This is a genomic window from Iningainema tapete BLCC-T55, from assembly GCF_014698965.1.
Lineage (GTDB): Bacteria > Cyanobacteriota > Cyanobacteriia > Cyanobacteriales > Nostocaceae > Iningainema > Iningainema tapete.
This window is the reverse complement of sequence record NZ_JACXAE010000086.1, coordinates 263,023-276,693: the sequence shown is the minus strand read 5'-3', so window position 1 is coordinate 276,693 and position 13,671 is coordinate 263,023. Positions and strand designations below refer to the sequence as shown.

The 13,671-nt window shown below is 41.5% G+C and carries 17 protein-coding genes; 10 read left to right on the top strand and 7 right to left on the bottom strand.

Going from position 1 to position 13,671, the window contains the following annotated elements:
* The first annotated feature begins 24 nt into the window (after positions 1 to 24).
* The 5 genes from ICL16_RS29240 (at position 25) to ICL16_RS29220 (ending at position 3,923) form a co-directional block, all read left to right on the top strand.
* Positions 25 to 996, top strand: a complete 972-nt coding sequence (locus tag ICL16_RS29240) for an Npun_F2552 family protein (protein WP_190835089.1) — start codon at positions 25 to 27, stop codon at positions 994 to 996.
* Between the two features lie 717 nt (positions 997 to 1,713).
* Positions 1,714 to 1,899, top strand: a complete 186-nt coding sequence (locus tag ICL16_RS29235) for a TLTLP motif-containing protein (RefSeq protein WP_190835088.1) — start codon at positions 1,714 to 1,716, stop codon at positions 1,897 to 1,899.
* 143 nt (positions 1,900 to 2,042) lie between these two features.
* Positions 2,043 to 2,585, top strand: a complete 543-nt coding sequence (locus ICL16_RS29230; protein WP_190835087.1) for an inorganic diphosphatase — start codon at positions 2,043 to 2,045, stop codon at positions 2,583 to 2,585.
* Between the two features lie 31 nt (positions 2,586 to 2,616).
* The gene (gene panD, locus ICL16_RS29225) at positions 2,617 to 3,000 is read left to right on the top strand and encodes an aspartate 1-decarboxylase (RefSeq protein WP_190835086.1); all 384 of its coding nucleotides are present in this window, start codon (positions 2,617 to 2,619) and stop codon (positions 2,998 to 3,000) included.
* 11 nt (positions 3,001 to 3,011) lie between these two features.
* Positions 3,012 to 3,923, top strand: a complete 912-nt coding sequence (locus ICL16_RS29220) for an MBL fold metallo-hydrolase (protein ID WP_190835085.1) — start codon at positions 3,012 to 3,014, stop codon at positions 3,921 to 3,923.
* An 81-nt stretch (positions 3,924 to 4,004) separates the two neighbouring features.
* On the opposite strand, the gene ICL16_RS29215 is transcribed toward ICL16_RS29220, so the two are convergent.
* Together ICL16_RS29215 and ICL16_RS29210 are read right to left on the bottom strand one after the other, a co-directional pair.
* Positions 4,005 to 5,075, bottom strand: coding sequence for an anthranilate phosphoribosyltransferase family protein (locus ICL16_RS29215; protein WP_190835084.1), 1,071 nt, complete (start codon positions 5,073 to 5,075; stop codon positions 4,005 to 4,007).
* A 62-nt stretch (positions 5,076 to 5,137) separates the two neighbouring features.
* Positions 5,138 to 6,082 (bottom strand): LysR family transcriptional regulator, encoded by a 945-nt coding sequence (locus tag ICL16_RS29210; protein WP_190835083.1) that lies wholly within the window; start codon positions 6,080 to 6,082, stop codon positions 5,138 to 5,140.
* A gap of 318 nt (positions 6,083 to 6,400) precedes the next feature.
* Here ICL16_RS29210 and ICL16_RS29205 point away from each other — a divergent pair, with 318 nt between their 5' ends.
* The 5 genes from ICL16_RS29205 (at position 6,401) to ICL16_RS29185 (ending at position 10,135) form a co-directional block, all read left to right on the top strand.
* Positions 6,401 to 6,886: a hypothetical protein gene (locus ICL16_RS29205; protein ID WP_190835082.1), complete on the top strand. Its 486-nt coding sequence runs from the start codon at positions 6,401 to 6,403 to the stop codon at positions 6,884 to 6,886.
* Positions 6,887 to 7,063: 177 nt separating this feature from the next.
* Positions 7,064 to 7,699 carry a pentapeptide repeat-containing protein gene (locus ICL16_RS29200; RefSeq protein WP_190835081.1) on the top strand — a complete coding sequence of 212 codons (636 nt, stop codon included), beginning with the start codon at positions 7,064 to 7,066 and terminating at the stop codon, positions 7,697 to 7,699.
* An 18-nt stretch (positions 7,700 to 7,717) separates the two neighbouring features.
* Complete coding sequence (locus ICL16_RS29195; protein WP_190835080.1) at positions 7,718 to 8,539, top strand: SDR family oxidoreductase; 822 nt, start codon at positions 7,718 to 7,720, stop codon at positions 8,537 to 8,539.
* Complete coding sequence (locus ICL16_RS29190) at positions 8,540 to 9,454, top strand: alpha/beta fold hydrolase (RefSeq protein WP_190835079.1); 915 nt, start codon at positions 8,540 to 8,542, stop codon at positions 9,452 to 9,454.
* A 45-nt stretch (positions 9,455 to 9,499) separates the two neighbouring features.
* Positions 9,500 to 10,135: a type I restriction endonuclease subunit R gene (locus ICL16_RS29185; RefSeq protein ID WP_190835078.1), complete on the top strand. Its 636-nt coding sequence runs from the start codon at positions 9,500 to 9,502 to the stop codon at positions 10,133 to 10,135.
* Between the two features lie 282 nt (positions 10,136 to 10,417).
* Here the strand turns inward: ICL16_RS29185 and ICL16_RS29180 are convergent, their stop codons facing one another.
* The 5 genes from ICL16_RS29180 to ICL16_RS29160 all read right to left on the bottom strand — a co-directional run bounded on the left by ICL16_RS29180 (position 10,418) and on the right by ICL16_RS29160 (position 13,660).
* On the bottom strand, positions 10,418 to 11,326 hold the full coding sequence (locus tag ICL16_RS29180) for an SDR family oxidoreductase (protein WP_202895770.1): 909 nt from the start codon (positions 11,324 to 11,326) through the stop codon (positions 10,418 to 10,420).
* A 141-nt stretch (positions 11,327 to 11,467) separates the two neighbouring features.
* Positions 11,468 to 11,773: a type II toxin-antitoxin system RelE/ParE family toxin gene (locus ICL16_RS29175; RefSeq protein WP_190835077.1), complete on the bottom strand. Its 306-nt coding sequence runs from the start codon at positions 11,771 to 11,773 to the stop codon at positions 11,468 to 11,470.
* Entirely contained in the window at positions 11,770 to 12,036 is a 267-nt protein-coding gene (locus ICL16_RS29170) for a ribbon-helix-helix domain-containing protein (protein WP_190835076.1), read from the bottom strand. Before ICL16_RS29170 ends, ICL16_RS29175 begins: the two co-directional genes overlap by 4 nt.
* A 74-nt stretch (positions 12,037 to 12,110) precedes the next feature.
* Entirely contained in the window at positions 12,111 to 13,037 is a 927-nt protein-coding gene (locus ICL16_RS29165) for a phosphotransferase (RefSeq protein WP_190835075.1), read from the bottom strand.
* Positions 13,038 to 13,096: 59 nt separating this feature from the next.
* Positions 13,097 to 13,660 carry a GNAT family N-acetyltransferase gene (locus ICL16_RS29160; RefSeq protein ID WP_190835074.1) on the bottom strand — a complete coding sequence of 188 codons (564 nt, stop codon included), beginning with the start codon at positions 13,658 to 13,660 and terminating at the stop codon, positions 13,097 to 13,099.
* Positions 13,661 to 13,671 lie beyond the last annotated feature (11 nt).

Sequence of the window (13,671 nt, the reverse complement as noted above, 5' to 3'; positions counted from 1 at the left end):
TTCTTGTTTGTTCATTATTTAACTATGCTTCCTCCAAATTCATCCGTCAGCATAATTCGTGCAAATTCTTACGCAAAAGAGGTTCTACGGGAATCTTTAGAAACACTGCTAGAACCCATAGGGGGAATGGCGGCGTTTGTCAAGCCAGGAAATCGCGTTTTACTCAAACCCAACTTACTCACTGGCGCACGCCCAGGTAAAGAATGCACCACTCGCCCAGAATTAGTTTACGCAGTTGCCTCTATGGTAATTGAGGCTGGCGGTAAACCATTTTTGGGAGATAGCCCCGCTTTTGGTAGCGCTAGGGGAGTAGCAGTAGCAAATGGCTACTTACCTGTTTTAGAAGAATTGAATTTACCGATTATCGATTTTCACGGGCATCGCTACCAAACCATTAGCGAAGAGTTTAACCACTTGCTGTTGTGTAAAGAAGCGATAGAGGCTGACGTAGTGATTAATCTACCAAAAGTGAAGTCCCATGTTCAACTGGTACTCACGTTAGGGGTAAAAAACTTGTTTGGTTGTGTACCAGGCAAAATGAAGGCTTGGTGGCACATGGAAGCAGGGAAAGATGCTAACCGATTTGGGGAAATGTTGGTGGAAACAGCCAGAGCAATTAATCCCAACTTAACTATATTAGATGGGATCATCGGTCATGAAGGTAACGGTCCTAGTGGTGGTGAACCTCGTGAGTTGGGCGTTTTAGCTGCATCAGCTGATGTTTTTGCTTTAGATCGAGCAATGGTAGAGATTCTCAATGTACCATACGACCAAGTTCCTACAGTTGCTGCATCAGTTAGGTTAGGAGTTTGCCCAGAATTAAAAGCTATCCAGTTTTCTCTGTTACATCCAGAAGCACTACGAATTCATGATTGGCGACTACCAGACAAGTTTGTCCCCATTGATTTTGGGATGCCCCGCGTCATTAAATCTACTTTCAAACATCTTTACATAAGATTTATTAAGGAACCAATGAGTGTCTACGCCAGACGCTAGCACCGCTGCGCGTACATTCACGCATTCACGCATTCAAAAGTATTATCTATCAAGGCTTTTGCCTATTTGAAATGGTAATTTTATTTCCGCGCCCAATGTACGAGTTGCATTTTGTCTCTTTTATTTGCCAATAAGTGCAAACTTTGCTACAACTATTCCCAAATTGACAGAGTAAGCTTGTAAATACCCTCCGATTGCTTAACCAGACCGCCCTAACCTAGAGGCGGTTTTTTCGTTATTTATAAGATACCCGATAACTTCTGCGCAGTCGTGTATCTTTGTGTATAACTACTGATAAATACTTCAAAATACTGATGATTATTCAGTAATTATTCTGTAGGCATTTAAGGTATTTAATAATAAACAGCAACAAAGATCATGAAAAGGAATTTTAGTTTGTACTCGGAAGTAGATGAGGAATCAGAAACCCGGTTTATTGAATAAACCGGGTTTCTGATTGAGGCTTTTTGTTCAATTTTTGTACTGTTATGTGTGCTTGCGCGTCGTGTCTCTATTACAATATCAAATGAAGTACCTAGCTTAGTTAGTCACAAGAGGCAAAAATTTTAAGTCAAAAAATATTGTTAATTAAACTACAAGAATGAGGTAAAATGTTACAAAATAAACATCTAGAAATCAAAAAAATAGTTAAAATAATAAGAAGACTCTCGCTCAGAGAGTGACAATAGTCAGTGATTTAACAATAAGAAGTTATATATGAATTCACATACCACTACTGCCAATGACGAGCGAAATACCCATCGATTGGCAGACATTGTGGGAACTGCGATCGCGCTTTTAACTCTGATACTACCGGTGTTAATCATCGCTCACTATTCTCCAAGCAATGTGCAGAGTAATCACCAACCTGTGACTTACAGCTTGCGAATCAGCGAAGATTAGACGTACCAGACGCGGTATATTGCGTCTGGCAGGAGGGAAATTTTGGCTTTGGAGTTTGGGAATAGTCCACAATTAGCCTAAAATCTAACACGGGGAACAATGCTTGTATCCCTGTGAATCACTGTTAGCTTAGGAGTTTTATTGTGGACTTATCCCGTATTCCAGCTCAACCTAAACCGGGTTTAATCAACGTACTCATAGAAATCCCAGGGGGAAGTAAAAATAAATACGAATACGATAAGGATATACAAGCTTTTGCCCTAGACAGAGTACTTTACTCATCAGTACAATACCCATATGACTACGGCTTTGTACCCAACACTCTAGCCGATGATGGCGATCCCTTAGATGGAATGGTAATTATTGATGAGCCAACATTTCCAGGGTGTATAATTGCTGCCAGACCAATTGGGATGTTGGAAATGATTGACGGTGGCGATCGCGATGAAAAAATTCTTTGCGTTCCTGACAAAGATCCGCGCTACCACAATGTCAAATCTCTCAAAGACATCGCACCACACCGACTGCAAGAAATAGCCGAGTTTTTCCGCACTTACAAAAATTTAGAAAAAAAGGTGACGGAAATTCGCGGATGGCAAGATGTCGATCAAGTGATGCCTTTAGTAGAAAAGTGCATTAAAGCTGGTAGCGAAAAAGGTCGGGATTCTGATTCGGAAACAACTTGAAAGAAACTGATCATTGTTAACTGATAATTATATGCAGCGCACGCTCCTTTTGGCAAAAATTCACAACTGCACTCTCACAGCAACAAATCTTAACTATGTAGGTAGTATCAGCATTGATCGAATCCTTCTAGATCAAGCAGGCATCTTGCCCTATGAGCAAGTGCAAGTAGTGAACGTTACCAATGGGGAGCGCTTTATTACTTATGCGATCCCGGCTACAGCCAACTCAGGAACAATCGAGCTAAATGGGGGAGCAGCACGTCTAGGCATTACAGGCGATCGGTTGATTATAATGTCTTACGGGCAGTTCTCTGGGGAAGAGTTAAAAACATACTCTCCCACTGTTGTCATTGTAGACAAGAACAACCAACTGTTGGAAGTGCGGCGCTACGATGACCTGCTCGGTAAGACCTAAATGCATGGAAAATGTCAAATTTTAAACTGTCGCCTCCCCAGAACTGCGTAAATGAAAAAAACACCTCTGTTGCCAACAGCCAAGAGGAAGAATTTGTTGTGAAATTTTGGGGAGTGCGAGGTTTGACTCCCACGCCGGGTATTAATTGCCGTTATGGCGGTAATACTCCTTGCTTAGAGATGATCTTAGGTGGAAAACATTTAATTTTTGATGGTGGTACTGGCTTACGTGCCTTAGGAAAATATTGGCAGGAACGGCAACAGTCAGTAGAAGCGCATTTATTTTTTACCAATTCACAATCAAATCGCATCCAAGGGTTTCCGTTTTTTGCTCCCGCGTTTGTTGCCCAAAATTGCCTTCACATCTACGGCTCAGCCGCTTCTAATGGAGCCTCGATCAAACAATCCTTATGCGATCAAATGCTTCAGCCGCACTTCCCTTACCCTTTACAAGTTATGCAGTCGGAATTGCGATTTCACAATTTGACTCCAGGTAAGATAGTAAAGTTAGATAATATCAACATCACAACAGCGTTAATTAATCGTACTCAAAAGTCAATTGGTTATCGAGTTACTTGGCAGGGATATAACGTTGCTTATGTAACAGATTTGCAAAATATAGCTGATGAATCAGAGCGAGAAAATATTATACAACTTATTAATAGAGTTGATTTACTCATTACAAATGCCGGCTACACGACCGAAACAGCACTTAATTATCATGATACTAATTTATACTGGGAGACAGCAGTAGAGTTAGCTCATGCTACTAATGTCAAACAGCTAGTCATTTCTCTCCACCACCCCGACGACGACGATGACTTTCTTGACTCTGTTCAAGCTGAAGTCAAATCCGTCTCTCCCAAAACATTACTAGCTCACGAAGGCTTAACTCTACCTATTCCAAATCACCATTCATCATAGCTAATGAGCAGATTTGATCCCCCCAACCCCCCGATGCCTTGGGGGGTACTCAAGGATGAGATCAATGCTGTTCGTTCTAGTTCAAACTGACTCAAAGACTACTTGAGACACCGAATTTACCACCTGAGTGAGTTCAAGCAGTTTTCGTTCTACCGCACCGCTAATTAGTAACTCCTCAGATGCGGCTATACCAGTTTGCACATCTGAGCAAATCCCACAACGCCACAGGTAAAACCCACCATTCCATATGGCAGTTTGCATTAAATCTGTTTGTGAACCTTGCAACACTGCCCACATATCAGCAATTAATTCTTCTTTTGTACCAAGAGGGACATTATGAGTAGTAATCTCATGATCCCGTGGTACGAGGAGCAAACGTTCTATAGGTTTGTTAGCTTGGACTAAGCCAATAATCGCAGTCCGATCGCGTGGTAAATCGCAACTTCCTTCCAAGCCCTTAACTGTGGTAAAATGAGTTACACCTCTTAACGCTAAAGCTTCAGTGAACATAGCTTCTGTGGGAGGATGAACAAACCCAGCAATTATATGAGCATCGCCTTGATAAGGACACCAAATTAGCTCCATTGTTGCTAAAGGTGGACGTTTGCCCAATTGATCGCGGTACTCCCAAATAGTTTTAGTTAAAGGAAAATGTTTGGGTGTATAGACAAAACCTATTCCCGTTTTTTCCAACACCTGCTGGGTTTGTTCCAGTGGAAGTTTAGTCCAATCTACCCCCAAAGACTGCCAAATTTCTACGAGTGGCAGCCCATATTTGGTAGGTAAGCGATCGCCACCGTGCATCACCACTGGTTGCCCGACTGTTGCTAGTAACAACGCCGTCAACGGACTCACGGTCGCAGTGCGCGTTCTCCCATCATACGGTATACCTAAGACTATCACAGGTCGTTCCCAAGAGATTGGTTGCAGTTGTGGTCCCAGTTCAGCATAAGCATCTAACATTCCCGCCAACTCTTCCCCTGTGGGACGTTTAATTCTGTGCGCAATCAAAAACGCCCCAATTTGTGCTGGTTTTGCTTGTCCCAGCAACATCATCTTTGTTGCTTGGCAAGCTTCAGCACGAGTTAAATTCTCTGCTGTATGCTCACCACTACCTATTTTTTTCAATAATTCTCTAAATATATAGCTCATAATTGTTAATTGTTGATTGTTAATTGCTAACTGCTAAATTTGCTCCGATTAGCTATTAGCTATTAGCCATTAGCTATTTCCTTAAACTGTGGTGGTACTGTTTCCTGTACCAGTTGCCAAAAGTGCTTGATAGGAGGAATCTGGAGACGATCTTGAGTTGTTACCATTACTACTTGGCGAGTTAAACTAGAATCGCTATTACCAGAACCATTACTATAATTAGCGAGAGGACGAGTTGCCAGTCCGGGATCATTGCGTGCTTCAACTAATGCCGACTGAGGTAGCAAAGCTACTAATTCTCCTTGGCGCACCACTCCGCGAAAGGCATCTAGGGTGTTTACCTCTAAAGCTGCTTGTAGTGTTGCTTCGAGCTGATCAAATCGATCTTGTACCAAGCGTTGCATCCCATAACCATCCTTAAAAACCACTTGTGGATAACGAATTAACTCTGACCAAGGGATACGTTCATATTGTGCTAAGGGGTGATTAGCTGCTGTTAAAACTTCTATAGGTTCATCGTATAGCACGAATACCACCATTTCTTTACTGGTGGTTAAAAGACGATTGTTCATCACAATTGCTAGATCTACTAGTCCATCTTTGAGGACTTTTAATGCGCGATCGCTACCCAAGGATGTCACCCGTAATTGTACATCCGGGTAATCGCGACAGAATTTTTGTAAAACGGGTGGCAGGTAGTAGGCGCATAGTGAGTGAATTGCCGCTACACATAATTCTGGTTGCCTTCCTGCGAGTAAATCTGCCATTTCTTGAGTAGCTGTTTCCCACTCAAGACAAATTTTCCTCACACGGGGTAGCAAGCGTTCACCTGCCAATGTGAGCTTTGCCTGACTGCTTCTGTGAAACAGTTCTAACCCCAAATCTGCTTCTAATGCTTGGATTTGCCTACTGATAGTCGATTGAGTGACGCCGCATTTTTGCGCCGCCCCTTGAAAGCTGCCGGATTCTGCGATCGCCAGAAAGGCTTGCAACTGTTCTAGTCGCATTTTGCTGTAGCCTGATACACACCTATGGCATCATTTAGGTTAAAGGATTTCCTGACATAATTTGGTAGACTTTGTTACATTTGTTTTATTAGCCGAACATTTTAGCAATAGTCAACTACCTACACCAACCGCTTAGGCAGTATAATGTAGGTAGTTGACGATGCCTTCTAAACCACAATCGCCACAAAACTTCAACCAGAGAAGTTTGCCCAATTAACAATGGTTATTTTTCTCACTGAATGCTTTAACTGTTTTAAGGTAGGCTTATATTTCGTTAAGGTAGCAGAGAGAACGAGCCGCGTCAATACCATACATTTTATGATTTCCCGGAACAAAATCTTAGCTACATCTTTTGATTATCAAGGAGTCTATCCTTGTCCGGTATGTAGGGTCGGTAAGATTACTCATATGCCCATGATGGAGGCAATGGCTTGTGACTTTTGCCAACAAATCTTTACTGTCAACTTAGAACAACAGCAACTCAAGATGCCTTCTCGGCAACCACCGCTAATTTGGCGTTGGAATGGTTTTAATTGGACAGAAGCCCATTTAGAAGGTGTGGAATTTGGTTGGACTTACCTACTGGTGGCGATCGCCTTTATACTCCTGCCGACAAGTTTAATTGGGTTTGTGGCTTACAATTTCCCTCCTCATCCAGATTTGCCCTTATCTTGGATGCCATACATTTGGACATTGTTAACTTTTTTGTCTCACTTATCAATAATTGTTTGGTTATTAGTAGAAGTTTATCAAATTCCCGTGAGAGCCTACTGGAGAGCCATTCAACAGCGTTTACCACATTGATACATTGTCTTCTTTTGTCAGTTAGCATACAAGTATGTATTTACTGGCAACAAACTATTTCTGTTGCCGTAGCGCGGACACATGGAACCAATACTATGATTATAGGCAAAATTACCTAAAATCACCATGTGAAACATCATTACTCATAATTTGCGTTGATTGTCTGTCAAAAGTCTTATGAGAGAGATGAATTTGTACTATCAAATATTGGAGTTAGAGCCAGGAGCAACACTTGACGAAGTGAACCAGGCTTACAAAGACTTGGCGTTTGTATGGCATCCAGATCGAATGCCAAAAGACAATGAGCGCTTGCAAGAAAAAGCGCAGAAAAAGTTACAAGATATTAATGAAGCTAGGGAGAAATTGCGTTCATTAAAATTCAACTACCAATCACCACCACCAAGTAAAAAACCAGCACAAAAAACCGCTGAACCACCAGCACCTTCCTCACCAGATTTGAGTGGAAAAGACTACAGTCGAGCCAACTTGAAGGGAAGAGATTTATCGGGCAGAAACTTGAGTTATGCTAACTTGAGCGGTGCTAATCTCTCTGATGCTTTTATGCATAAAGTTAATCTCAGAGGGGCAAATTTGTCAGATGCCAATTTATTTAGGGCAAATTTACTTTTATCAGATTTGAGAGAAGCAAATTTGCGCGGTGCTAATTTAATTGGAGCAGATTTGAGTGGCTCGGATTTGCGAGAAGCAAACTTCACAGGAGCGCGAATTATGTCAGGCGATCGCTTACTCGTAAAATTAATTGGTGCTAACTTAACTGGAGCAATCATGCCTGATGGCACAATATACGAATAACTCCTAATTTGTGTCGTCATGAACATTGCTATTATTGGGTGCGGATACGTAGGTTGTGCAGTTGCTAAATATTGGCAGCAAAAGACATTTACCATCACCGCTACCACAACTACTCAGTCGCGAGTTCCCACGTTGCAAGCAGTAGCACAAAGAGTTGTGGTAGTGCAAGGTAACGATCTCGAAGGGCTAAAATCAGTGTTGAAAAATCAAGATGTTGTGCTTTTAAGCATTGGTGCAAAAGCTGCTGATGTTTATGAAGAAACTTATCTACATACAGCCCAAAACCTGGTTTCCGCCTTAAAGCAGACGCCGAGTGTAAGACACCTGATATATACAGGAAGTTATTCTGTATATGGCGATCAAAACGGAGCATTGGTAGATGAAGATTCAACCGTAGCACCAGTCACTAAAAATGGGCAAATTTTGAGCGATACTGAGCAATTGCTGCTTCAAGCATCAAGTGTAAATCTCAAAGTTTGCATCTTACGATTGGGAGGAATTTATGGTACAGGGAGGGAACTTGTGAAAATATTTGGCTCAGTAGCAGGCACAACCCGCCCTGGTAATGGAGAAGATGTAACTAATTGGATTCACTTAGATGATATTGTTGCTGCGATAGAATTTGCCAGACGTCACGTCTTACAAGGTATTTATAACCTAGTAGATGATGCCCATCTCCCCAGTCGAGAATTGCTTGATAGATTATGTGAAAAACATCATCTACCTAAGGTTAGTTGGGATGCTACCCAAAAGAGTATTCGACCATATAATGCCTTAGTATCTAACCAAAAAATCAAAGACGCAGGATACAAATTGATTCACCCACAAATGAGATTTTAAATGATTACGCAAGCTCAAACAGCATCTCCTACCCAGTATTATACCTGGAAAAATTATCGCTGCGCCTATGAAGTTCATACGCCAACAAACGTTCAGGCAGAAGGAATTCCTCTAGTGTTAATTCATCCGATTGGTGTAGGCTTATCTCGGCAATTTTGGCGGCGATTTTGTCAAGAATGGTACAATCAGGGAAATCGTAATTTAATTTATAACCCAGATTTACTCGGATGTGGTGAAAGTGAGATGCCGCATGTAGCTTGGAATCCTAGTGACTGGGCAGAGCAATTGCAACATTTTGTCAAAACAGTGGTGCAAAAACCTGTGATTGTGGTAGTGCAAGGTGCTTTACTTCCAGTGGCAATTGAATTAGTTCAAAAAGAAACTGATTTAATTGCGAAACTTATTTTGGCAGGTCCTCCAGCCTGGGCAGTGATTACGAAACAAACACCAAAATGGCGGCAAAAAGTGGTATGGAATATTTTGGATTCGCCCTTGGGAAATGCTTTTTATCGTTATGCTAGACGCGAACAGTTTTTGCGTAATTTCTCGACACGTCAATTATTTGATAGCAATGATGCTGTTGATGCTGAATGGTTGAATACTTTGCAGGCGGGGGCAGAAAATACTGCTAGTCGCTATGCGGTTTTCTCTTTTTTAGCAGGGTTTTGGCGTCAGGATTATAGTAGTGCGATCGCCAAAATTAAGCAACCTACATTAGTAGTGGTGGGGGAAACTGCATCGAGTATTAGTCAAGCAGGTAAACAAGAAACACCCGATGAACGTTTAGCGGATTATCTTGCTTATTTACCTCAAGGTAGTGGAGTCAAAATTACTGGGCGGAATGTTTTGCCATATGAGTCAACGGCGGAATTTGTCAAGGCAATTTCACCATTTGTTAATAAATCATCGACTTAAGAAACCTTTATTGCTAAAGTAGAAGCAACTATTAAACAACAGCAGATGACTACCGGTGTAGGAATTACAGACATTATAAAAAGCTTTAGCGATCTTCAAACTCGTTGCAATTTGCGACAAGCTGATGACAAACAGTTCTTTTATGAGTGGGTGGAAAACTTACCCGAACTTAATCAGCAAGAACTTGCAGGTATTGCGCGGATTAAGCAGCGTTATGACTACCATCGGGTTGATGGTCTGCTGTTGGAAGGTACAATTAACTTACTGGTAGTTTCACCACTGTTGAAACTTGCAGGTTTTCTCGATCCACCGTTTCGTATTCGTTCTCCTTACGGTGTAGCGCTAGAACTTGATGATCCTGAAGAAACAATTCGCGGTTTTATTGACACTTTAGTTGTGCAAGAGCGACTGTGGATTTTGGTTGTTGAGTCGAAGCGAACAAGCATTCCAGTTCCTGCAGCATTGCCTCAGTTGTTAGCTTATATGTTGACGGTGCCACAAAGCAGTAGCCCAGTATTCGGAATGGCAACTAATGGTGACGAGTTTGTTTTTCTGAAGCTGAGCCTGGGAGATACTCCACAATATGACTCATCACGGACATTTTCGCTGTTTCCTCGCCGACATGAGTTAGGTGAGGTTTTACAGATTGTTAAGCATTTAGCACAGGTGGTGTTGCAGTAGTTACTCACTCGTTCCCAGGCTCCGCCTCCATTGTCAAGACGGAGGCGAGAAAGTTAAGGAGATTTCCTTGTGTTGTTTACAGCTATTTTTATCTCACGCAAAGGCGCGAAGACGCAAAGAAGAGCGCTAAAGAATAGTGGGTGAAGAGATTGATGGGTGGTTTAAGATGGTCTAATGCCTTCTTCCCATGTCCATTTCATTTGCATTTTGCTGACGCGCCAATTGTTATTAGACTACTCGTAAATATTTGCCGCCGTGAAATTTTCATTGCTAATAACTTGATTAATCGAGCATTCCGCCAGTTACATCTACAAGTGAACCTTGAAATGCGGTAGCATCATCAGATGCGAGGAACATCACGGCGCGTGCCATTTCTTCAACCGTGTTTGTGCGTCCAATTGGTATTCCTTTTGACCCTTCCTCGAAGGAAACGCCACGTTTGGCACGGGCATAGCGTAGCATGGGTGTATCTACTCCACCAGGTGAGATGGAAGATACACGAATATTGTTGCGGGCATACTCTAGCGCTGCCACTTTGGTAAGTGACGCTACTGCGTGTTTGCTGGCGCTGTACGGTGAAAGTTCACTGAAACCGCGATGTGAGGATACAGAGGCAGTGTTAATTATAACACCTGCGCCTTGCTTGAGCATGTACGGAATTTCGTATTTCATGGAAAGGAAGATGCCAAGGGCGTTGGTGTTCATAACGTCGAGGAAGTCCTCGGTTTTTTGTTCGTGTATTTTTACAAATTCAGGGTTGACAATGCCTGCGTTGTTAAAGGCAATGTCGATGCGTCCATATTTCTTGACGCAGTTATCAATAAAGGCTTTGACATCAACTTCATTTCTGACATCGGCTCGCATATAGGTTGCTTCGCCGCCAAAGCTTTTGATTTTACCTTCCACCTGTTTACCCATGTTCTCACGTCGTCCACAGAAGAAGACTTTTGCTCCTTCTTTGGCAAAAGCATAAGCCGTTCCTTCGCCAATTCCTGATGTTGCTCCGGTAATAAGTACTACTTTGCCTGCAAATTTGCCGTTGCGATTTGTAGTGGCTTTAGGTTCCGGTGGTTTCTGCGTGTTTGCTTGCGCACGTTCAGCTAAAAAAGTCGCCGCCACCCCCGCCACTCCTGCACCACCAATTAGCATTCCTCGACGGGATAAGCCTTTATTTGCTTTTGTGTCTGTCACGTTTGTGTCTCCCCAACTGCTGTTATTTCTAGATTAGAGGAGACAGACTAACAATTCAGGCTCGATTCTTGCTCATGAATATCAAAATCTTGCTAAGTTGAGCGAGAGAAATTTTAACTCTTTGTAAAATTTCCTGAGCCACTATTCACTACCTGACTCTGAAAATAATGAGCCTAAATCTCGGCGTCCACTCACAACACGGAGAATTTCGATGCCATCATCCATTACCTTGTACAGGATCACATAACCTTGTAAAGGAACGCCTCGCAAGGAAGCACTGATTTCTGAATAACTTCGTCCCATATTGGGAAAATTTACTAACTGCTGACATTTTTGATTGAACGCTGCAAAGAAACGCTCACCTGCCTCAATATTTTTTCCCAGGAAATAGTCGGCAATTTCATTCAGGTCTTGACTTGCCAGAATATTGATAATAAGATTATTCAACCTTGAGCCTCACGCGCTTGACGAAACCTTTCTAAAATCTGGCTAATCACTTCTTCCCCGTTTAATCGCTCACCTCTATCTGAGGCGGCGATCGCCTCCTCAACTTTTATACGAGTTTCTTGAACCCACTGTTCATACTGCCGATCGCGTTCCTCCAGCAATTGAAAGGCTTCAAGAATTACCTCATCAGCCGTTTGATATTTACCTGTTTGGAGCTTCGCTTGTATGAAGTTTTCTTGCTCTGGTTTTAATGTAATACTCATACTTATTATTTTCTCATGCTACTCTTTGTAATCCGGCTAACCCCGGTTTTTTATGACAATAATTCTCCTACCCCTTATCTTACCAGGTCAATTGCTAACTCATCCCCCCAATCCCATATAGCCGCGAGCTGGCTCAAGAGACTTATACTTTCTAGCTCGTCACTAGACAAACTACGTACAGATTGATAACCGTCTAAAAATGATTTACTTGCCTGCTCCTCCATTTCCTTCGCAAGAGTTAAATCATAAGCTCTCCAACCATAGGCACAATAATCAAAATCAAAAAGTGTGATTTGATTATCTTCCGTGAAGTGAAAATTGCCTGTATTAATATCACCGTGTATGATTCCGTAGTTATTTGCCTCTTTCTTAAGTTCAGAAAAACACTTTAACAACTCGTCTACTATAGCTAATTCGGGCAATTCAGCTTTTTGTTCAACAGACCAATTGGCTTCAATAAACTTCAGCGGCATTTTTACCAAATAATCTTCATTAAGATGATGTCTATGATGTTGGCTGTGGAATAAATCTGCTGCCAAATGAAAAGATGCTACAGCTTTGCCTAGTTCAAAACACTGATATGGCGTAGGATCTGTGTCCTCTTCAATTGCATTTCCTTCAGCATAAGAAAACAAGGCGCAGGCTCTTAATCCTTCGCTTGTTTGTATTACCGCCATAGTTCCTTCTTGTTTTTGAGGAATGGGGTACGACACAGGAACACCTTGAGAAAATACAAACTCCAATAAATCTAATTCAAATTGGAAATTTTCAAATTCTGGAGCGTAGTATTTACCATTCAGATATACCCTAAAGACGTAATGAAAATTATCTCCCTTAATTAAGTAATGATCATTATATCCCCGGTCTTCTCCTATCAACGTACATTCAAATGGAAGCGTTATCTCATATTTCTCTACTACAAAATCTTTGATTACCTTAGCCTCAATAAGCTCATTTTTAGGCAAATTCTCTTTTTTTTCAAAAAACGAAAGTGATCTCATGCTTTTTTGCTTTTTATGGTTGCTCAAATTTTATATTACAATTGCTACACTCGCCCCGTTTACGACCAGTGATGATTCGTCTTACTAGATAGAATATGGTCTTGCCATGTGCCGTTAATTAATAAATAATCTCTAGCATACCCTTCTACAACAAATCCTAATCTTTTGAGCAAATTTCCACTGCGTTGGTTGTGCGGCATATAGTTTGCCATAATGCGGTGCATATTCAGTTCATCAAATACATACTTGATTGCCACAGTGAGGGCTTCTGTCATATAACCTTTTCCTTGTTCAGCTTCGGCTAAACTGTAGCCTAAATTACAGAATTGAGCAGCACTTCTGACAAAATTTCTAAAATTGATGGAGCCAATAATTTGTGATGGATTTGTTTTGGTAAAAATAAATAGCTTTAAGGATAAATCATTGGTAAATTCATACAAATCTATCTCTACCTGATTTTGCCAATACTCTTGTGTAAAAAAATTTTCTGCCCAAAGAGGGTAGAACGGAGTAAGATAGGTTTGATTTTCTGTGTAGTATTTGAGAATTAATGGTATATCCTCTTGAGTAGCCAAGCGAAGAAAAAGGCGATCGCTTTCAATCAGCGGCAAATCACACTTCATAGACAATAAGG

What these genes read in the sequence shown, in the direction of transcription:
- ICL16_RS29240 (WP_190835089.1), top strand. Translation starts at nt 25, where the DNA reads ATGCTTCCTCCAAATTCATCCGTCAGCATAATTCGTGCAAATTCTTAC.
- ICL16_RS29235 (WP_190835088.1), top strand. Translation starts at nt 1,714, where the DNA reads ATGAATTCACATACCACTACTGCCAATGACGAGCGAAATACCCATCGA.
- panD (WP_190835086.1), top strand. Translation starts at nt 2,617, where the DNA reads ATGCAGCGCACGCTCCTTTTGGCAAAAATTCACAACTGCACTCTCACA.
- ICL16_RS29220 (WP_190835085.1), top strand. Translation starts at nt 3,012, where the DNA reads ATGTCAAATTTTAAACTGTCGCCTCCCCAGAACTGCGTAAATGAAAAA.
- ICL16_RS29215 (WP_190835084.1), bottom strand. Translation starts at nt 5,075, where the DNA reads ATGAGCTATATATTTAGAGAATTATTGAAAAAAATAGGTAGTGGTGAG.
- ICL16_RS29210 (WP_190835083.1), bottom strand. Translation starts at nt 6,082, where the DNA reads ATGCGACTAGAACAGTTGCAAGCCTTTCTGGCGATCGCAGAATCCGGC.
- ICL16_RS29205 (WP_190835082.1), top strand. Translation starts at nt 6,401, where the DNA reads ATGATTTCCCGGAACAAAATCTTAGCTACATCTTTTGATTATCAAGGA.
- ICL16_RS29200 (WP_190835081.1), top strand. Translation starts at nt 7,064, where the DNA reads ATGAGAGAGATGAATTTGTACTATCAAATATTGGAGTTAGAGCCAGGA.
- ICL16_RS29195 (WP_190835080.1), top strand. Translation starts at nt 7,718, where the DNA reads ATGAACATTGCTATTATTGGGTGCGGATACGTAGGTTGTGCAGTTGCT.
- ICL16_RS29190 (WP_190835079.1), top strand. Translation starts at nt 8,540, where the DNA reads ATGATTACGCAAGCTCAAACAGCATCTCCTACCCAGTATTATACCTGG.
- ICL16_RS29185 (WP_190835078.1), top strand. Translation starts at nt 9,500, where the DNA reads ATGACTACCGGTGTAGGAATTACAGACATTATAAAAAGCTTTAGCGAT.
- ICL16_RS29170 (WP_190835076.1), bottom strand. Translation starts at nt 12,036, where the DNA reads ATGAGTATTACATTAAAACCAGAGCAAGAAAACTTCATACAAGCGAAG.
- ICL16_RS29165 (WP_190835075.1), bottom strand. Translation starts at nt 13,037, where the DNA reads ATGAGATCACTTTCGTTTTTTGAAAAAAAAGAGAATTTGCCTAAAAAT.
- ICL16_RS29160 (WP_190835074.1), bottom strand. Translation starts at nt 13,660, where the DNA reads ATGAAGTGTGATTTGCCGCTGATTGAAAGCGATCGCCTTTTTCTTCGC.